Annotated in this window: 13 protein-coding genes; 7 read left to right on the plus strand and 6 right to left on the minus strand. The window is 55.9% G+C overall.

Annotated features, from left to right (window positions below; genetic code table 11):
* Positions 1-22 precede the first annotated feature (22 nt).
* Together trpB and IGS16_RS15870 are read right to left on the minus strand one after the other, a co-directional pair.
* Entirely contained in the window at positions 23-1261 is a 1239-nt protein-coding gene (trpB, locus tag IGS16_RS15865; RefSeq protein WP_297087037.1) for a tryptophan synthase subunit beta, read from the minus strand.
* 251 nt (positions 1262-1512) lie between these two features.
* Positions 1513-3009, minus strand: coding sequence for a hypothetical protein (locus IGS16_RS15870; protein WP_297087039.1), 1497 nt, complete (start codon positions 3007-3009; stop codon positions 1513-1515).
* Between the two features lie 578 nt (positions 3010-3587).
* Here IGS16_RS15870 and IGS16_RS15875 point away from each other — a divergent pair.
* The 5 genes from IGS16_RS15875 (at position 3588) to hydA (ending at position 9146) form a co-directional block, all read left to right on the plus strand.
* A complete protein-coding gene (locus IGS16_RS15875) occupies positions 3588-3965 on the plus strand; it encodes a translation initiation factor (RefSeq protein ID WP_297087097.1) in 378 nt (125 codons plus the stop codon).
* Between the two features lie 397 nt (positions 3966-4362).
* On the plus strand, positions 4363-5697 hold the full coding sequence (locus IGS16_RS15880) for an MlaD family protein (protein ID WP_297087042.1): 1335 nt from the start codon (positions 4363-4365) through the stop codon (positions 5695-5697).
* A 78-nt stretch (positions 5698-5775) separates the two neighbouring features.
* Complete coding sequence (plsY, locus tag IGS16_RS15885; protein ID WP_297087043.1) at positions 5776-6435, plus strand: glycerol-3-phosphate 1-O-acyltransferase PlsY; 660 nt, start codon at positions 5776-5778, stop codon at positions 6433-6435.
* 399 nt (positions 6436-6834) lie between these two features.
* On the plus strand, positions 6835-7419 hold the full coding sequence (locus IGS16_RS15890; protein ID WP_297087045.1) for a hypothetical protein: 585 nt from the start codon (positions 6835-6837) through the stop codon (positions 7417-7419).
* Between the two features lie 305 nt (positions 7420-7724).
* On the plus strand, positions 7725-9146 hold the full coding sequence (gene hydA / locus IGS16_RS15895; protein ID WP_297087047.1) for a dihydropyrimidinase: 1422 nt from the start codon (positions 7725-7727) through the stop codon (positions 9144-9146).
* A gap of 136 nt (positions 9147-9282) precedes the next feature.
* Here hydA and IGS16_RS15900 read toward each other — a convergent pair whose 3' ends face one another.
* Entirely contained in the window at positions 9283-10065 is a 783-nt protein-coding gene (locus IGS16_RS15900) for an RNA polymerase sigma factor SigF (protein ID WP_172357015.1), read from the minus strand.
* 372 nt (positions 10066-10437) lie between these two features.
* On the opposite strand from IGS16_RS15900, the gene IGS16_RS15905 reads away from it, so the two are divergent.
* Complete coding sequence (locus IGS16_RS15905) at positions 10438-11163, plus strand: Bax inhibitor-1 family protein (protein ID WP_297087048.1); 726 nt, start codon at positions 10438-10440, stop codon at positions 11161-11163.
* 1125 nt (positions 11164-12288) lie between these two features.
* Here the strand turns inward: IGS16_RS15905 and IGS16_RS15910 are convergent.
* The 3 genes from IGS16_RS15910 to IGS16_RS15920 form a co-directional block, all read right to left on the minus strand.
* On the minus strand, positions 12289-13695 hold the full coding sequence (locus IGS16_RS15910) for a hypothetical protein (RefSeq protein ID WP_297087050.1): 1407 nt from the start codon (positions 13693-13695) through the stop codon (positions 12289-12291).
* A gap of 171 nt (positions 13696-13866) precedes the next feature.
* The gene (locus IGS16_RS15915; RefSeq protein ID WP_297087051.1) at positions 13867-15045 is read right to left on the minus strand and encodes an ATP-binding protein; all 1179 of its coding nucleotides are present in this window, start codon (positions 15043-15045) and stop codon (positions 13867-13869) included.
* Complete coding sequence (locus tag IGS16_RS15920) at positions 15046-16209, minus strand: FIST N-terminal domain-containing protein (RefSeq protein ID WP_297087054.1); 1164 nt, start codon at positions 16207-16209, stop codon at positions 15046-15048. It lies immediately after the preceding gene.
* 343 nt (positions 16210-16552) lie between these two features.
* Here IGS16_RS15920 and IGS16_RS15925 point away from each other — a divergent pair, with 343 nt between their 5' ends.
* Positions 16553-19987 (plus strand): CHAT domain-containing protein, encoded by a 3435-nt coding sequence (locus IGS16_RS15925; RefSeq protein ID WP_297087055.1) that lies wholly within the window; start codon positions 16553-16555, stop codon positions 19985-19987.
* The last annotated feature ends 315 nt before the right edge of the window (positions 19988-20302 follow it).

Consider the following 20302-nt stretch of genomic DNA (forward strand, 5'->3'; position numbering starts at 1 on the left):
GCTCTAGCCCCGGTTCAGGTATTTAGTGCAAATCCAGGTATTTCGCGACGTTCTGCATATCCTTGTCGCCGCGGCCGGAGCAGTTGATCACAATGCGGGGGCTGCCTTCCAATTGTGGGCAGAGCTTGCTGAGATAGGCGATCGCATGGGCCGTTTCTAGCGCCGGAATAATGCCCTCTAACCGCGACAGCAGTTGCAGCCCCTCCAGCGCCTCCGCGTCCGTAATGCTGTAATACTCGGCCCGGCCGGAATCCTTCAAAAAGCTATGCTCTGGCCCCACGCCCGGATAGTCCAGCCCCGCGCTAATGGAATGCGGCTCGATCACCTGCCCATCTTCGTCTTGCAGCAAATAGCTCATCGCGCCATGCAGCACGCCCACCCGCCCGCGAGTCAGCGTCGCCGCGTGCTTCTCCGAATCCAGCCCTTCGCCGCCCGCCTCAATACCGATCAACCGCACCGACGGCTCATTCACAAACTCATGAAACAGCCCCATCGCGTTGGAGCCGCCGCCCACGCAGGCCAGCAAGATATCTGGCAAACCGCCCCACTTTTCCTGGGCCTGCTGCCGCGTTTCCTGCCCAATGATGGCTTGGAAGTCGCGCACAATCATCGGATAGGGGTGCGGCCCCGCCACAGACCCCAGAATATAGTGCGTCGTTTCCACATTCGTCACCCAGTCGCGGATTGCCTCCGAGGTCGCGTCCTTCAGCGTGCCCGTACCCGCCGCCACCGGGCGCACCTCCGCCCCCATCAGCCGCATCCGAAACACGTTGAGCGCCTGCCGCTCCATGTCATGCACACCCATGTAGATGATGCACTCCAGCCCAAACCGCGCACACACCGTCGCCGTGGCCACGCCGTGCTGCCCTGCCCCCGTCTCGGCGATGATCCGCTGCTTGCCCATGCGCTTTGCCAATAGCACCTGTCCCAGGGCGTTGTTGATTTTGTGGGCCCCCGTGTGGTTCAGGTCTTCCCGCTTTAGGTAAATCTGTGGGCCTGTGCCATCGGGTTGGGCGAAATGCTGGGTCAGCCGCTCCGCAAAATACAGCGGCGTGGGGCGACCGACGTAATCCTTCAGCAGCGCCTGAAACTCAGCCAAAAACACTGCATCGTCGCGATACTGATAAAACGCCGCCTCCAACTCACTCAGCGCGGGCATCAGCGTCTCTGGCACATATTTGCCGCCAAATTTGCCATATCGGCCAAGGGCATCCGGCCGCTGAACTGAGGTTTGGTTGATGGGAAGCGGAGTCAGAGTCACGGTAGTAAAAGCGCTTTGAATACTTACAGCCCCCATTATCAGGCTACTGGCGCGAGATGGCTAGGGGTGTGGGCTTTTGAGTCCCTTCTAGATTGTCACTCTTCTGGTTCTAGATAAAAAATCGCTGTGCAGCCATTAAGACACACAGCGATCTCTGCAAATTCTAAGACTTTAATTCAGGGTACCTACCTTCAGCAATTCAGGCGATATTGATTCACAAGATATGCTCTTATACAAAAAAGCATTCTCATCTATACATATGTCGGGATCAGATCTAGTTGATAGTTGGTCGAGAAGTTACCTGTAAATCTGGGTTTTACTCTGAGGAAATAGGAGCCAGCTTGCAAGTCTCTAGTGAGCGAAGTGGTACCAGAAGAGCCGACTATAGCAGAGCCTAGAATCTCATTGTTGTCAATTAGACCGTTGTTGTTGGTGTCTCGAATCAGAACAAGATCGCTGGAGATGTCGGACGAATTAGTGAGTCTAGCCTGCAAATTGGCAGCCCCGCTCAATGTAAATCGATAAAAGTCATCTGAATCGAGTACACCAACATACTCTTTTAAGGAAGTGGTACCAAAAAGTACACCTAGATCACGAGCAGATGACAAGGTGTTTCCAGGATCGGGCAAGCCATTACCTCCATAGGGAGTCCCTACCAAAGTCAGTTCATAGGAAGTAGAAAAGTTAACGCTGTTGAATCGAGGGTCTACACGAACAAAATAAGTACCCGCGGGCACATCTACATTAATTCTGGCAGGAGTGTTTACACCAGATCCCTCTCTAGAAATGAATGCTTCGTTAGCATCAATCAAACCATTATTGTTGGCATCTCGAATCAACTGTAAACGAACGGGAGTAGTAGAAGCAGTGCCAGTAATTTGAAGATTTGAGAGATCATTCAAAGTAAATCGATAGAAGTCCTCTGCGTCGAGCCTGCCAACATATTCTCTAAAAGCACGAGTACCAGAGAAGACACCCAAATCAGCGGCAAGCGGTAATGTGTTTCCTGGCTCCGGAGATACATTACCGCCAAAAAAGGTAGGTATCAAGTCAAGCTGATACTGGGTTGCTCGAACAGATGTAGATTCAACTCTAACGAAGTAGGTACCAGGAGGCAAGTCCAGGGATCGACTGGCAACGGAATTGCCAGCAAAGCTGCTATCAGTCGCTAGAATCTCATTATTATCGATCAAGCCGTTAGCGTTAATGTCGCGAATGAGTTCAAACTTGGTTCCTGTGTCCGAACCATTGGTTCTCACTTGCAGGTTTGCAATGTCATTAAGAGTGAACTTATAAATATCGGAAGGATCTGTCGCACCGACAAACTCCGAACTCACAAAGGTGCCTGTCAGAACTCCGAGATCGCGGGCGGTGTCGAGGCGTTCGCCGGGTTCGGCAGGGCGGGCGGCGGCGGTAATTTTGTAGTTCACTTCGCCCCTAGTTCGCTGGACACCGATGAAGTAGGTGCCCGGAGCAAACTCATCTCGAAAGGTGATATTCCTACGGCCTGCATTGAAACTGCGGATGACAGCACCCCTGGCATCTCGGAGGGTGACGCGGGCGCTGCTGGCTCGGTTGGCGATCCGCCCAATCGAGAGAACGAGTTCGCGCACGTCGCCCAGGGTGAATTTGGCAAAGTCAACCAAATCTCTAGAGCCGACGTATCCGTTGATGCGCCTGCTGCCGTTGTCCAGTCTTCCGAGATTGCGAGCGCCTCTGAGGGTGTTATCTCTATTGCTAATTGACATGATTTTGGGAGTAGTAGACGATGGGTCAACGGCTCAACAGCACTAAAATTGGGCGAAAATTGCCCTGTGTATGAGCCTTGCCCTAGGTAGTTCTGCGGGCTAAGAAGTTATGCAACAGCAAAACAGTGGTGTCCCCAAGCCAACCGTTTGTCGAGCGGGCGATCGCCTGAAATAGAGACTTTCCAGGAGGGCGATCGCCCGCTTGAACACGGTTCCGACTGTTTTTTCACATTAAGAAAAATTTTTGGGCAGCTTAACCTAAAGTTTGTTTAATTGCGAACTCCCTGCGTCTGCCCTCGAACTTTTGTAAGCATATAACAACACTCTAGGAAAATACTGAGATTTTCGGTGTTTTTATTGTGAAGCTGTTGTATTTCTTGGAGTTCAGGAAGCTCTCTAAGCACAAATACTGAATCTTTGCGGAATATTGACATCCATGACACCAACCCGTTTTACAGCGTTTTTGAAGCGAGTGAGGTATGCAAGGGCCTGCGACACCGCTGTCTTTTCAAGTCAGCGCTTACTGCACCCTGCCAGAAAATGCTGTAGTAGATTTAGACCCATTAAATCGAGTGATTATGAATAGCTCAAACCGTAAGAAGGATACAAAATCCACGGGTCAAGCACCAAAGGATAAAATCGCCTGGCAGGAATTTGGCGCGGGCACTCCAGAGAATCCAACTTTTGAGCGCCCTGTGCAGGAACTACCGCCCAACCAGCAGCAAATTCGGGTGCAGGCCTCGCGTAAAGGTCGCGGCGGCAAAACGGTGACGGTGATTAGCGGGTTTCAGACCAAGCCCGAAACGCTGGCAGCACTGCTAAAAACGCTGAAAACCCAGTGTGGCGCGGGCGGCACGGTGAAAGACCTGGAAATCGAGATTCAGGGAGATCACCGCGAAAAGATCATGCAGGTCTTGGTGAAACAGGGATATAAGGCAAAGGTGAGTGGCGGGTAGGAACGGAAAAACGAAAAATGAAGAACGAAAAACGAAAAATGAAGAACGAAAAACGAAAAATGAAGAACGAAAAATGAAGAACGAAAAATGAAGAACGAAAAATGAAGAACGAAAAGCGAAAAATGGAAGCCTCTTCGCTCTTCGTTCTTTTGTTTTCGTTCTTCCCTCTTCGCTCTTCCCTCTTCTGTTTTCGTTCTTCCCTTTTCCCTCTTCGTTCTTCCCTCTTCTGTTTTCGTTCTTCCCTTTTCCCTCTTCGCTCTTCGTTCTTCTGTTTTCGTTCTTCCCTTTCCCTCTTCCCTCGCCCCGTTTTGCCCAATTTAGAGTACTCTGGTTCGAGTAAATGCCCGGTTTTTCGCGAAGCGGGTTAGGAGATTTTTCTGCTTTGTAGGATAAGCTCATGCGATCGCGAACCATTCGAGAAGGCTCTGTTGGATTACTGATTCTGCTGGCGTTGGGTATATTCGGCAGTCTGCTGCTGTGGCTGCGGGGGCTGAGCCTAGGGAATCGCAGCTATCGCGCCGTGGTGGAGTTTCCGAACGTGGTGGGCATGGTGGAAGGCTCCCCAGTGCGCTATCGCGGCGTGATTGTGGGCAAGGTGCGGAAGATTCGCCCGGGGGCACAGTTTGCGGAGGTAGAAATTCAGATTTCACCTGCAACGGTAAAGATTCCGCGAGATTCGGCAATTCAGACCAATCAAGCGGGGTTGATTGGGGAAACGGCAATCGACATTGTGCCCCGTCAGGAATTTGTGGGAACCGTGGTGACCAATCCACTGGCGGCAGACTGTCCAGGGAGCGAGATTATCTGTGATGGCGATCGCCTACCTGGAGAAGTCGGCGTCACCTTCGATGCGCTGATTAGCTCCACGATTCGCCTGTCTAACCAGTTTTCTGATCCAGAACTGATCGAAAACTTGAAAGCGCTGACCTTCAACTCTTCCCTGGCGGCGGCGGGCGTGACAACGCTAACGGGCGAAGTGACTGAACTCGCAAAGTCGGTGCAGATGGAACTGAGAACCCTGGCGGGGTCTGCCAATCGAACCACGACATCAGTGGGCGGCGCGGCGACTCAGCTTGGCCTTACCGCTGCCCAGGTCAACTCGCTGTTGGAAACCAATCGCTACGCCATCAGCGGCACGCTGTCTAACCTGGAGCAAGCCAGCAACCAGGTGCGCCTGCTGACGACTCGACTCACGCCGCTAGTGGACGATAGCGCCTTTGTGCAAAACCTGAACGCGCTGTCGGACAATGCGGCCCGCGCCTCGCTGACACTGCGGAGCCTGACGGATGCAATTGGCACACCCGAAAATGCGCTGGCGCTCCAGCAAACGCTAGATTCGGCCCGCGCCACGTTTCAAAATGCAGAAAAGATTACCGCAGATTTAGACGAACTGACGGGCGATCCGGCATTTCGCAACACCGTCCGCGATTTGCTGCGGAGTTTGGACAATTTGCTCTCTTCTACTCAGCAGCTTGAGCAGCAGGTCGAGCTAGAGCAGCTCTTGACCCCAGCGGCGATCGCCCTGCAAGGCAAACCCACTGCTCCGCTCGCGCCTGAGCCAGACACAGCAGTTCCGCCAGCCGCGCCAGCCCCGATGTCCGCTGTTCGCCCGCTCGCCGCATCGCCGCACCCTGCGGTTCGCCAGTCTCCGCAACTGGGGCGATCGCTCTCCGTTCCAGAAGCCCCATCTGCTGATAAGCTCAGAACCGTAAACACAAATTTGCCAGAGTAATTTACCGAGTAATTTCCTAAATCATTGACCGGGTATTTTACCGGGCAAATGACTCGGCAATTCGCAGAGTAACTCACTATGAACGCTTGGCTGGTGTTGGGTTTGGTGCTGCTGGCGGCCTATTGGCTGGGAGCCACGCCGACAGGCTACTGGGCAGGCAAACTGCTCAAAGATATCGACATTCGGCAATATGGCTCCAAGTCTACGGGCGCGACGAACGTGCTGCGGATTTTGGGGCGCGGCCCGGCGATCGCCGTTTTGCTGATCGATATCTTCAAAGGCGTGGCGGCGATCGCCCTCACTCGCTACGTCTATAGCCTGCCCAACATCGCCGCGCTGCCTTTACCAAGCGGGCTACCGCTGGGCACCTGGCTCCCCTGGGCGGTGATGCTGTCTGGGCTGGTGGCCATTGTGGCCCACAGCAAATCCATGTGGATTGGGTTCAAGGGCGGCAAGTCGGCAGCAACCGCGCTGGGTGTGCTGTTTGCGCTGTCGTGGCAGGTGGGGCTGGGCGTAGCAGCCGTTTTTCTGCTGATGCTGACGCTGTTTCGCATCGTGTCGCTGGGGTCGATCGCCGGAGCCATTTCCGCCTCGCTGTGGATGATTGCCCTGAGACAGCCCTTGCCCTACCTCTTGCTGGCGATCGCCGGAGGCATTTACGTCCTGATTACCCACCGGGCAAACATTCAGCGCCTCCTAGCAGGCACAGAGCCAAAGGTTGGGCAAAAGCATTTGTAGCGGGCGCATCCCAGTTCTGCAAGTTTGCCCTCATCCCCCAGCCCCTTCTCCCAAAATAGGGAGAAGGGGAGCCGGATTGGAAGTCCTCTCCCGCTTTGGGCGAGGGATTTAGAGTGAGGGTTACAAAAGTGGGATGCACCCTTTGTAGCATTTGTAAAGACAGCCTTTGTGAACGCAGCCTTCGTGAATAGTGGCCGTCGAGTAAGGGATGCGAAACGGAGATGCGAAACGCTGGAATCGCCTTGCTTGAGCATTGAGCCGACCCTATGACCAAAGTCATGCTTCAGGTCGTGACCTTTGCCTGAGGCGATCGCCCCATCCAGCTTCATAGGATTAATTCATCCCCCAAGCCGTTTAAGCGACTCTCGTCGCATGGGGGACACACCATTTGGAGGTTCTATGAAACTGAATCGAAAGGCGTTTCTTTGGGCTGGCATCGCGGCTGGCGTGATGGCGATCGCACCCCTAGCGGCGATCGCTGATCCTCCGGGCGGCATGGGCGGGCCCCGTTCTGGCCCAATGGAGCGTCTGAATTTGACGGAGGCCCAGCGCCAGCAGTTGCAAGCCATTCGAGAAAACAGCCGCCGCCAGATTGAGGCCGTGTTGACGGCAGAACAGCGCCAGCAGATGGAAGCCCGCCGCGCCGAGATGGAGCGCCGCCGTGAAGAATTTGCCAACCTCACCCCAGAACAGCGCCAGCAGCTTCGCCGCGAACGCATGGAACAGGGCGGTGGCCCTGGCGGCCCGGGTGGCCCAGGACGCGGGCCTCGCCCCGAACCCTTTGCCGACCTGAACCTGACCGATAGCCAGCGTCAGCAAATCCGCACCATTATGGAAAATGCCCGGACGCAGAGCGAGGCAGTCCTCACCCCGGAACAGCGCCAGCAGCTTGAAAACCTGCGCCCAAATCGGGGCGATCGCCCCGGCCCGGGCCCAATGGGTCGCGGGATGAGCCGTTCTGGCCCGTCTGGGCAGGGGCAATAGCCCGATTCAGCGGTTTTTGGGCAAAAACACTGAACTGAAACACTGTACTGAAACACTGCGTTGTTGAGTGAGATTTGCGGTTCACACCCGCGGATCTCACTCCGCTCAATTCCCCTCCACAGAAATCCGCAGCGCCCCCTCTGCAACGACAAATTACGAGTCGTAAAGAACTAAGCAAAGCCGTCTTGCGATCGCCCGAAATGATGTAGAACTCAGAGTCTAGGGCTGGTTTCAAGGTTGGCACGGCTCGAAAAGCGCCCGCCTTTAGCAGTTTAAATCAGCCCCTTTTTGTAAGGAGTGCGGCGATGTCTGAGGTGGGGTCTGAGGTGCTGATCAAGGGCGGGCGGATTGTGACAGCGGTGGATGACTACGTGGCAGATATTTGGGTGAAAGATGGGCGAATTGAGGCGATCGCCCGCGACCTCTCCATCGACAGCGCCACCGTTCACGATGCCAGCGGTCTGATCGTGTTTCCTGGCGGCATCGATGTCCACACCCACATGGAATTTGACCTGGGCGCAGCGCAAACGGTAGACACCTTTGAAACTGGGACGCGCTCGGCGGCCTTTGGCGGCACTACAACGATTGTGGACTTTGCGCTGCAAAAACAAGGCGACACGCCCAAACAGGCACTCGATCGCCGCCTTGCTGCCGCCGAACCGCAATGCTGCGTGGACTACAGCTTTCACATCATCCTTACCCACGTCACGCCAGAAGCCCTGGCCGAACTGCCCGACTTGGTAAACCACGACGGCGTATCCAGCTTCAAAATGTTCATGGCCTATCCGGGCGTGCTGATGGTGGAAGATGCAGACATCTTTCGCGCCATGCGAAAGGTCGGGGCCCACGGCGGCATGATCAACCTGCACGCCGAAAATGGCAGCGTGATTCAAGCACTGATCCAGGAAGCGCTGGAGCAGGGCAACACCTCGCCTAAATACCACATGCTAACCCGCCCCAGCATCATGGAAGGCGAAGCCACCCATCGGGGCATCCGGATTGCGGAACTGGCGGAGGTTCCGGTGTATTTTGTGCATCTGTCAGCCGAGGAGGCGCTGAACTCAGTAGTGGAAGCGCGCGATCGCGGCATTCCCGCCTACGCCGAAACCTGCCCGCATTATCTATTCCTGGACGAGTCGGAATACGATCGCCCTGGGTTTGAAGCCGCAAAATACGTAATGACCCCGCCGCTGCGATCGCACACCTGCCAGCACGCCCTCTGGCGCGGTCTGAAAACCGATGACCTGCAAATTGTTTCCACCGACCACTGCCCCTTCTGCTACAACGAGTCGCCCTTTGGGCTGCGTAAGTCTAAGCAGATGGGCCGCGACGACTTTGAGAAAATTCCCAACGGTGCGCCCGGTGTCGAATTCCGCTTGCACCTGCTTTACGATGGCGGCGTAAATGCAGGTCGCCTCTCGCTCAATCGCTTTGTGCAGTTGACTGCCACTGCCCCCGCGAAGATGTTTGGACTGTTTCCTCGCAAGGGAACGATCGCCGTTGGCAGCGATGCCGACCTGGTGCTGTTCGACCCCCACCAGCGCCACACCCTCAGCGCCAGCACCCAGCATTCCAATGTAGACTATTCGCTCTACGAAGGGCGCGAAATTCTGGGCAAGGTGCAGAAGGTATTTTTGCGCGGGGAGTTGATTGTGGAGGGCGATCGCTGGCTCGGTCGCGCCGGACAAGGGCAATTCCAGCGGCGATCGGCCTCTGGCCGCGTATAGTGACCCAACCTATCTCTGAATAACATATCTGAATAACATAAATGACAAATGACCAGCCCCAAAGGACTGGTCATGGAGACGGCTTGTTGACGATTTTCAAAACAGAACTCAACCAAACCCAAAAGATGCAAAAATCTTAGGAACCCGTCTGGATCGTCTGCATTTGCAGGAACGACACCATCTGCTCTAGCCCGCGCTGGATGCGGCGCGTCACGGTCATCGGGCTAACGCCGATACGCTCGGCGACTTCTTTGCGCGACAGGTCACTAAAAAACACAAACTCAATCGCCGCACGGGTCTTGTCTTCCAGTTGGTTTAGCGCCCGCTGGAGCTGCTGACGGTCTTCTTCGAGGCGCTGGAGCGCTTGGTAACGCACATCAGGCAGCGTTTCGCCAAGGGTGATGGAGGAATCGACCTGCTGAACCGTCGCATCCAGGCTCAGGGGCAGGCGGTTACGCACGGCCATCTTGATTTCCCGCCACTCGTGAACCGAGATGCCCATGTGTTCCGCAATTTCCTGATCCATCGGCTGGCGGCCCAGATCTTTCACCAATTCTGCCCGCACGCGCTGACCCTCTTTTTGCAGGTCTTGCCAGCGGCGGGGAACTTTCACTGCACTGCCGCGATCGCGCAAAAAGTGCAGCATCTCACCACGAATATAAGGCACCGCAAAGGAACTGAAGGCACAGCCCTGGCTGGGGTTAAACCGCTCGATCGCCCGAATCAGCCCCAGATAGCCAATCTGCTCTAGATCTTCATAAGGCTCTGCACACTGATGGCTGACCCGGTGGGCAATTTTGCGAACTAGACCAGCATTCAACTTCACAAGCTGATTGCGAATGCTCACCGACTTGTTCTGCTGATAAGCCATCAGCAATTCCATGCTGTGGGAACGGAGAGAAGGTTGAGTAGCCGTCATCTGGGAAGTACCTGTTCTCTAAGATTTAGGCTCATTGTCCGCACTGGCGAGGGGTGAAACCATCGTTATTTCACGGGAATGAACAGCGTACCTCTTTGGTATGTCAGCGTAAACACGGAGTTTCCCTGAAAACGCGCCTGCTTTGCCTGCGGTTTGTGAGGCAGCAAGTCTACGGGAAAGCGCTTGCCCGGCCTCGGTTAACATCCGCCAAATCGCCTAAAATCGAGGCACTAACTCAAAGACTGCAACTGTGTTAACGATTCCATACTTAAGTTGCCGGACGTAATCCCCAAATTTTGAGTAACCTGGAATGAACTAACCCCATTCGTCAACGGTTCGATTCACAACCTTTCAGCGACTAACAGAGTACGTATGAGCAACACCAGTAATTTTCGAGATGCCATTCGCAAGGCCCAGACTCACGCCTTGGTTGGCCCTAACGTGATTCGCAATGCCTTGCCCTACGTCGGAGGCGGGCTGGTGCTGACAGCCCTGGGAACCTACGGGGGGCTGGGCGTAATGCAAAACAGTCCCGCGCTGTTCATGCCGACTTTCATCGCAGCGCTGATTGCCCAGTTGGTTCTCTTCTTTGTGGCACGGGGTGTCGCAGAAAAAGGCAACAACGGTGTGGCGCTGCCCCTTTTGGCGACCTACAGCCTGCTGACGGGCTACACGCTGACGGGGCTGATTGCGGTTGCCCTGGGAACCTCTGGGGTCGGTGTGGCAGGGATTGGGCTGGCCGCCCTGGGCTGCGGCGCAACGTTCATTGTGGCGCGGCAGATTGGGTCTAACCTGTCGGATCAGGACGGCATGGCGCTAACCAGAACTGTTCAGCTTGGCATGATTGCCCTGCTAGTCGTCTTGGTCGGGCAATTGCTGCTGGCTCTGTTTGGAGTATATACGCCTACTTTTCTGGAAATTGGCATTTCTGCCTTTGGCGTGTTTTTGTTCGCAGGGGCGGCAGTGGTAGATTTCTACATTCTTCCTCGCACGTATCGCGATGACCAATATCTGCCTGCGGCGCTGTCGATGTATTTGACCTACATCAATTTGTTTGTCTTTATTCTGCGCCTGCTGATTGCGTTCAACCGGGATTAAGGTCAAGGAAGGTAAAGGCTTGACTCTGCATGACGCAATCCATGATGCAAGCGTTGTGCAGAGCAAGCCTTTTCTGTAGGCGCACGCAGTCGGTCTGCACCTGATAACAATTGGGCAAAATAACAATTGGGCAAATGCGGGTTTGATGGGCAATGCCATCACAAATTCTGCCCTTTGCCCTGATGCATAGCGCACCGATACAGCATTTTCTTGCCTCGTGAGGCACATGCTGCCCTCACGAGGCAAGGGCTTATTGACTATCCGTGTGCCTCACTAGCTTCAAAAACGCTGTAGCCTGCCGAGGTACTGTTCATCGACAATCTGGCGGGCGATCGCCGACAAATCCTTACTTTATCGGAGCATCCTTCAGGAGGGTGTCAGACTGAGAGTTCGCAGGCAACTGTAAAGCAGGATGTCCTGTATCTGGCGTGGCGACCTTGCACTGACCGAACAAACAGTCTGCCAGTCCTGGGTCTGGGCAAAACCCAAAATTGCAGATATTTGCGGCGACACCAGAACAGTCGTAGAAATTGCAGGATTGTACAGCAGAAACGGTTGGTTCCAGCAGGGCAGTAAGAGCCACACCCAAAGCCCCAATTCCAATGATCTGCCCAGCGACTTGACTCAGTTGTACGGCGGTTGAAGGTTGCATAAGGGTATCCGTCAATCAACATCGAAGGAGTTGAGCAAAGGAGCCAAACCGAGTCAACTCAGATTCTTAGCGGGGAATCATCAGCAAAGACAGCCAGCGAGATCTGGATGATCCCGTCCAGCACTGAGTTAACCTGGTTTTGTCGTGAGAGTTTCAGGAACTGGGCAAGGCTTGGATCTAGTAGCCTGAGGCTTCGCACGTCTCAAGTGCAATGAGAGATAAGATAGCGAAGAGTTTCTGCGAACTGATTGCTCGCTAGACTGATTCCTCGCCAACTATCAGTGGCAGACGTTTATCTAGACGTTTATCTACGTTTACCTCGTTTATCTATAGATGCTTATCAGCAAACGTTCATCTACAGACTTCAGCCTTACTGTAAATCCTACTGGGAAGTCAGTAAACTTTTTGTCAGGGGTTCTGGGAAATTCCGTAAAATTCCCATCAAGAAAATTGAGACTCTGTCCGCTGTGCAGCTACCCGCCCGCGCCAAGGGCGATCGCCCCCAGTCCCAAACACGATACCAGCGTTGTGAACAGCGCCCGATAGACCCAGCGCATGGACTCTGCACAGTGCTGCTGCAAAAGCGGCTGGATGCGATAAAAGGCGATCGCCCCTAGAGCAGTGCCCACCAGACCCACCAACACAGCGGCGATCGCGCTAGTGGAAGCCCCCTGAAGGATCAACAGCGGCCCAAACAGCAGCAGCCAGCTCAGCACAATATGTCGCACGACCTGCCACTGATGGCGACGGCTCCAATAGCGGACAGGCGATAGCCCCGCCACACAAATCACCGCCAGATTCACCGCAAAGGCGAGCGTATAGGGATAAATCAGTTGCGGTTGGTCAAAGGTCTGCGCCAGAAATAGCCACACCAGCCCCGCCGCCGCCACACTCAGTACGGCATAGACATTGTGAATGCGCGTCCAGGCGTTTGAATCATGCTCCGTAGGCTGCCAGATCATGACGGCTTTTTCGGCGGGGCTGAGGGGCTGTTGTGCGGTGGGACGATAAATCAGCAATGGATAACACAACACCAGCGTCAGCGGAGCCAGCAGCCAGGGCCAGCCGCCAACCGACCAGCAAAAATAGCCCACCAGCGCCGCCCCCAGCAGCGCCCCATCGTTGAGTGTTGTGTGACTGCGCCACAGCCAGAGAAACCCGATCAGTGCGCCCAGCACAACCAGCCGCGTCACTAGGGCGGGCGTATCCATTGCCAGGTGGGTTTGCAACAGCAAAAAGCTGCCCAGCGGAATGAACAGATTGTCAAGTCCCTGCCAGGCGATCGCCTCGATTAGCATCACCAGTAGCCCCAAGATTGTGGCAATCAGCAGCGATTCGGGTCGCCCCGCCTCGCTAAATAGCAGCAGCGGCACATGCACGCTAAAAAACGTCGCCATAAAGAAGCTGAGCGATCCTTCGGTGCTTTTGTAGCCCTCAGTGGCGACGTAGCGCATCTGTCCATAGCGCGTCCCCACCAGCGCCGCCGCCGCGTCTGCCAGCGCCAGGATCAAAATTGGAATGACGTAAAGCAACGGCTGGCCCGGCGTGAGGGCAAACAAGATCACCACCGACAGCGGAAAATAGACCTCGCCGAGCGATCGCCGTCCCACGCCCCCCAGCACCGACCCCAACCCTTGCGCCAGCGGTCGATAGAGCCGCAGGGTCATCAGCCAGGCGATCGCCAGTCCGCCCAACACCGCCACCTGCCAAACCGACTCAAAGAGCCAGGGAAACGTCAGCGTCACCATTCCCATTGGAATGTGCAAGAGCTTCCGCACCAGTTCTGGATTGGGCCGCGCCGTCCGCTGCCAGCGTCGCAGCGCCAGCATCAGCCCACTAAGGATGAGTAAGATCAGGGGAATGTTTAGCCAGGCGTTCATGCAGGAGAGGGCAACATCAGGGACTTGCCTCGATCATCGCATTTCTCTGGGATGACTGGGAAATAGCATCCATTCTCCACAGACGCTTGACTGACAATTTAAAATTGCAAATCTAAAATCGCAAATCTAAAATCGAGAATCGACAGGGCTGGAGGCGATCGCGCTTCTGCATTACCGTCCGGGCAGGTTTGTGGCGACTGGATGGCTCTGGCGGCGAGGAATTTGGATTATGAACTCTGTGCCTTCATTCAGCTTAGAACGACACACAAGCTGACCATGATGCTGGTCGGTGACAATCTGGTAGCTAATCGACAGCCCCAACCCCACGCCCTGCCCAACGGGTTTGGTCGTAAAAAAGGGATTGAATAAACGGGGGAGATGGCCCTCTGCAATACCAATCCCATTGTCAATCACATGAATCGCCACGGAGTCGCCGATTTGGCGGGTTTTCAGCGTGATTTGTGGCGTTGGCTTTGGCCCTTCCAATTGGCGATACCGCTCCTGCACCGCATCAATGGCGTTGGTCAGCAGGTTCATAAACACTTGATTTAACTTACCCGGATAACATTCAACCAATGGCAACGGCTCAAAGTCTTTGATGATTTCGATTTCGGGCAGGTCGCCGCAGGCCTTGAGCCGATGTTGCAGAATCATCAGGGTGCTTTCTAAGCCCTCATGCAGGTCTGCGTCTTTAAAGTCGGCTTCGTCGAGGCGCGAAAACGTGCGGAGCGATCGCACGATATCGCTGATCCGCTTGGTGCCCATCTGCATCGATTGCAGCACCTTGGTTACATCCTGCTGTAAAAACTCCAGATCGATCTCCTCCAGCAGCGCCTGAATACCAGGAGTTGGGATGGGATAAGCGTCCTGATAGGCGGCAATGACTCGCAGAAGTTCCTGGACATAGGTCTGGGTGTAGTTCACGTTGCCATGCACAAAACCCATGGGATTGTTAATCTCGTGAGCAATCCCGGCGACCAATGTTCCCAGCGCCGACATCTTTTCAGCTTCAATCAGTTGAACTTGCGCCTGCTGCAACTGTGAGAGGGTTTGCTCCAGTTCTTGCCCGCGCCGCGCCAAAGAAGACCTCGATGCCTCCAGTTCTGCAATCACATTCCGCATGAGGTTTTCAGAGCGATCCATATTGGCTTCAAGGATTTGGCGATCGCGCTCTGAGCGTTCCAGTTTCTTGCGAAGAATCCGGTTCTCCTTCTCTAGCGCCGCCAGCCGTTGCGCTGGAGTCGGTTCGGAACTCTCCTGACATTCAACAGACCGCAGGGGCGTGGAACTGATGCAATTCTGAGCCGATGCAACAGAGGGAACAGCAACAAGCTTTTGGGCTATATCCATCTAAGCGGTTCCTAGCAGCAGGGTAACGAACGTGGAGTGATGCGCCCGGGATGTAGTGTTTGGAGTCAGTGGAGCGATTTCGCCGTAGGTATAGAACCCGGCAGTTGCTGGCATCTGTGGCAGTGCTTCCTGCACCATCGCGTATTCTTGCTGAGTCCTAAGCCCCAACAGCGTATGACGCACACAGCAGGAAAACAAAAGCACGGCCTCGATGCGCTGTCCTGGATAGCTGGCCAAGGCCGCCTGCATAGAAGTGCGTGCGCCTTCAATAATTTCATCCCGGCTGCTTCGGGCAATTTGCACCTGGGCGTTTTGGGGCCAGAGGGGAATAGCCTGAATACTGCCTGTCTCTGAATCAAAGCCGATGGAAGCTCGAAGATAATAGCCATCTGCGCCCTCTTCCCAAACGGCCAGGGGAAACTCGGTCGAGGGCAACAAATCGTTCATGTAGCGCTGATAAAACTCTAGCGCTGGCCGGTGGTCAATTTCCTGGAGGAGATGACCATCAGCGCGGGTAATGGTTCCTCTTTCGCCCGTGGGTGTCCAGCCGTGGGCCACGCCATGACCCAGCTTCAGATCTCCAAAAAACAGCAGGATGGGAATCGCATCCGTCAACACTTCGGAGCCATAGAACTGATAGGTTTTTTGAAACTGGCTTTGGTCGCCTGCGAAGCCACCGAAGAGCGGAACCGAGTCGCCCAGCGCTTTTTGCAAATGAGCAACAACCAGGGGGCTATCGTAGGTTAGGCTTTCAGGAAACGTGAGACAGAGGGACGGAACCGCATCGGCAGGGAGGTTCAGGCCGCTGCGGGCCTGGGCGATCGCCCGCTGAATCGCCGCTTCAGGATCTTGCGAAAGGCTGTAACCTACGCCTGCACCGATGGCGAGAGTATCCGAGGCGATCGCCATTAGCACCACTGAGTCTTGCTGAAACGCCAGCTCAGACGACAATTCACCATCGGTGGTGCAGCCGACGACGACCATCTCTGGAAACGACGCGCTCAGGGTTTCCAGAATCAGGCTGTGGTCAAAATCGAGCGCTGCAAACAGGATGCCGACCTGGGGCGATCGCCCCTGAAGCTTTGTCTGACACTGCTCAATCACGTCCTTTGCAGCCGCATACGCATCCGGATCGTCGCTATGGCCGATGGCAACCGTTAACACAGCATTCTCCTCTAAAATTGACCAGCATTTGACCAGCATTGCAGGCCGCACAAACCCCATGCTGCCGGGAATCAGCCGGGAGCGCTATCCCCAGCGACGCAGCAGTAAGGGCATCAGCCCGTGTAACTATTCAAATTATGAGTTTTGGAAAAAGCGGATGACATCGGCAACAGGTCAGCCAGTTGGCGGAACTCCAAACAACTTAGCCAATTCCTTAAAAAACGCAGATTTGCATGAGTTTTTAACAGGTTTTTCGCGACAACTGCCTCTCACATGGTTTAGCCTATGCAGGGAAGATTCCGTGCCTAACTCATTCCTAACTGTTGCATCAGCGAGGTGAGCTATGAAACAACCCAACCGCACGGCAGCCCTGCTGCTAACGTGGCTCTTGGGTGGACAAACGCCAGGACTTGCGTTTGTGCCCGCAGCCCCAGGGCGATCGCCCGGACAGATTACCGCTCCCCGCGTGGCCCGCTCGCCAGCAGCGCCGACGCTGGCAGATGCCGAACGGCTGTATGAGGAGGTGAATCAACTGTATGCCCAGGGGCGCTATGAAGCAGCGCTAGACCGAGCAAAACAGGCGCTTCGAGTGTTGGAACAGGTGTTGCCATCGACTAATCCCAATATTCCCCACGGATTTAACCAGGTGGCGGTGCTGCTGAGTTTGCTAGATCGCCATGAAGAAGCCGAAAGCTATCACACGATGGCTCGCTTACTGATTCGCGGAGGAAAAGGCACACCGATTGCGCCCGCGGCTCTTGCTCAACTAGCCCAGACCCTCCCCCAGAATGTGGTTGGGCAACTGGATGTCCGCAGCATGCAGGCAAATCGTCACGATTATCTAGAAGTCTTTGAGCCTGTGCTGTCCAGCGTAGCGCTTTCCCAATTGCCCCAGATGCCGCTGACGGGGGGCTATTTCAACCTGCACCAGTTTGATGGCGTGGCGGGGCAGACGGTCAACCTGGCGGTCACAAGCGAGGATCTCGATGATTTAATCATTTTTGTATTTAGCCGCCAGCAGGGGTTTATCGCCGCCGCCAGCGGTCGAGCAACTCAGATTTCCCTATCGCTCGAAGACGCGGGCCCTTATCAGGTGACGGTGGGGTCTCGGACGGCGGGCCGCACGGGGCGCTATCGCGTGTGGTGGGGCAACGCCAGCGGCACGGCTACAAACGCCCTCACCTATCGGGGAGAACACAATCGGGTGCCCAGGGGCGGGGAATATTCCCTGGATAGCCTGTATACCCTAGCAGCCCCAAACCTGGAGGGGCATATTGCGCGGTTGCGGGCTGAGAAGGGCGATCGCCATCCTGAGGTGGTTGAACCGCTCATCTCCCTGGCGACAACTTACGTCCTGGTAGAGCGTTGGGCCGATGCGGGCAGCGCCTATGCAGAAGCCCTGGAGATTCTGCGGGCCCAGCGTGACCCCAATCCTCAGCACTTAATTCAGGCCATCGACGGCGTCGCTTTGATGGCTTATCAGCAGGGGGATTTGGAACGAGCCGTTGCTCTGCATCAAGAGGCGCTTTCTTTGGAACGGGCAACGCTAGGAAGGACTGCGCTGCTGGATGGCGAAGCGGGCTTTGTGGCGCAACGGGCGATCGCCGCAAGATTGCTGTTTCTAGTTCAGATTTACCAGACTCAACAGCGCTACGACGAAGCAGAACCGCTGCTCATCGAGATGATTGACCTCGCCAGGCGCTTCAACCAGCCGTCAGAACGGGCCATTTTCCTGGAGGCAGCGTCCACCATCTATCGCACCCAAGGCCGCAATGCCGAGGCAGACGCTTTGGCTTTAGAAGCCTTTGAAGGCCAGCCGACCGCGCCCGAAGAGCGTTCTCCCCGCGATCCACACCAGCTCAATGGTCGAGCGCTGACTTACCATAGCCAGGGGCGCTACGACGAGGCCGAACGCCTCTACCGTCAGGCCCTAGACGCAGCAGAGACTTTGTATAGCGGCGATCTGCAAGCCTTCCGAGCGCCCATTTTTTACAACCTTGCGGGTCTATATCAGGCCCAGGGAAAAATCCCGGCTGCGCTGGAGGTTTTGCAAGCAGGCATCGCCCTAGAGCAGCAAGAGTTTGATCGCCGCCTGGCCACACTGAATGAAACAGCACGACAGCGCTATACCGCCTCGGTGGCCAACACGCTGAACCACGCGATTTCGCTGCATCTAAAAACCGCGCCAAACGACCTAGCTGCGGCTCAGCTGGCGGCGACGACGCTGCTCCGCCGCAAGGGGCGGGTGTTGGAGGCGGGCATCACCACCCTGGCGCTGCTGGAGCAGAATCCCAACCCGGAAGATGAGCGGCTGCTGGCCGAACTGGATCGGCGGCGGCAGCAGGTTGCAGAAATCACCTTTGCAGAACAGGGGTCTTTCCCACAAGCGCAAGCCCAACTGAGGACGCTGCGGAGCCAAATCGATGAGATCGAAGCGGTGCTAGCCCGTCGCAGCGCGGCCCTGGCTGGGGATGCACCGTTGGTGAACTTGGCAGACATTCAGGCCCGCCTGCCGGCCGACGGCGCGTTGGTGGAGTATGTGCGCTACCGCCCCTTTGACCCCCGCAATCCCCTGGGGCAAAAGCCAGCTAGCAACCTGAGGAACTGGAGCGACAGAGGATTTGGCGACCCCCGCTATGCGGCCTATGTGCTGCTGCCGTCTGGGGACGTGCGCTGGGCTGACCTAGGGGATGCAGCCGCCATCGATGGACAAATTCAAAGATTCCTGGAATTTTTGCGCTGCGGAGAGCGACGGGCCACGCCCTGCTATGAACCTGAACAGTTGAAACCTGTTGCCCAGACGCTTTATCAACTGATTTTTGCACCTGTTCAGGCCCACTTGGGGAACGCCAGCCATGTGCTGATTTCTCCCGATAGCCAGCTTAATCTGGTGCCCTTTGCGGCGCTGGTGGACGGGCAAAATCGCTACCTGATTGAAACCTACACCCTGACCTATCTCACTAGCGGGCGCGACCTGCTGCGGCAACAACCCACGGCTCCCCCGCAGCAGCCGCCGGTGGTGTTGGCGAATCCAGACTTCGACACCGCCGATGCCCAGGGCGTGATTCAGGTGGCCTCTGCCAGTCGCGGAGGAGCGCGATCGCCCGATATGGGCAGTCTGCGGTTTAGGCCGCTGGCGGGCAGCGCCCTGGAAGTGGCAGCGATTCGTCCCTGGCTGGGCGAAAAAGCGGTGATGCTGACGGAAGCCAGAGCCACAGAAAACGCCCTCAAGCAGGTGCAGGGGCCGAGCATTTTGCACCTAGCCACCCACGGATTCTTTTTGCCGGATGTCCCCATTTCCCCACCAGAAACGGGGGTTGGAACCTTGCCCCAGAGCGCCAATCGGGTCGAAAATCCGCTGCTGCGGTCGGGGCTGGCCCTGGCCGGCTTTAACCAGCGGGAGAGCGATGGCGAAGATGGCGTACTCACGGCCCTGGAGGTGGCCAGTCTGAGCCTGCGGGGGACGCGCCTGGTGGTGCTGAGCGCCTGCGAAACCGGCCTGGGGGATGTGGCCGATGGCGAAGGGGTTTACGGGTTGCGGCGGGCGTTTGTGCTGGCGGGGGCCGAAAGCCTGCTGATGAGCCTGTGGCAGGTGGGCGATCGCCGCACCGCTGACCTCATGCAGCAATATTACGAACGCCTAGCCCAAGGAACTGGGCGCAGCGAGGCCCTGCGTCAGATACAACTTGCCGCTCTAGAAAATCCAGCCCATCGCCATCCCTACCACTGGGCTGCTTTTTTCCTTTCGGGTCAGTGGACTGCAACGGAGCCACTCTAAATGACTGAAGATGACTGAATAGGTGCTGAGTTCAGAGAACTATAGCCCTAAGGATTCAAGCTGATTCCCCGAATCCCCTTTGAGTTAGGAGGGAACTGGGGTAAAAGTCCCCCTTTTCACTGCTTGAGGGAGATTTAGAAGGAACTGCGGCATACGTCCTCAGAGCAAAGTCCACTGGTGGGCTATTGCTACGGTTAAGTCGGGGTCGCCTTTATCGGGTGGCATACAGCCTTTTCTGGCAGGATGAGGCACGCGCTGCCTTGACGAGGCGAGGGCTTCTTGACTGTTCGCGTCCCTCACTCGCTTCAAAAACGC

Origin of the sequence: Thermoleptolyngbya sp. C42_A2020_037 (assembly GCF_015272455.1) — a bacterium.
Classification (GTDB): domain Bacteria; phylum Cyanobacteriota; class Cyanobacteriia; order Elainellales; family Elainellaceae; genus Thermoleptolyngbya.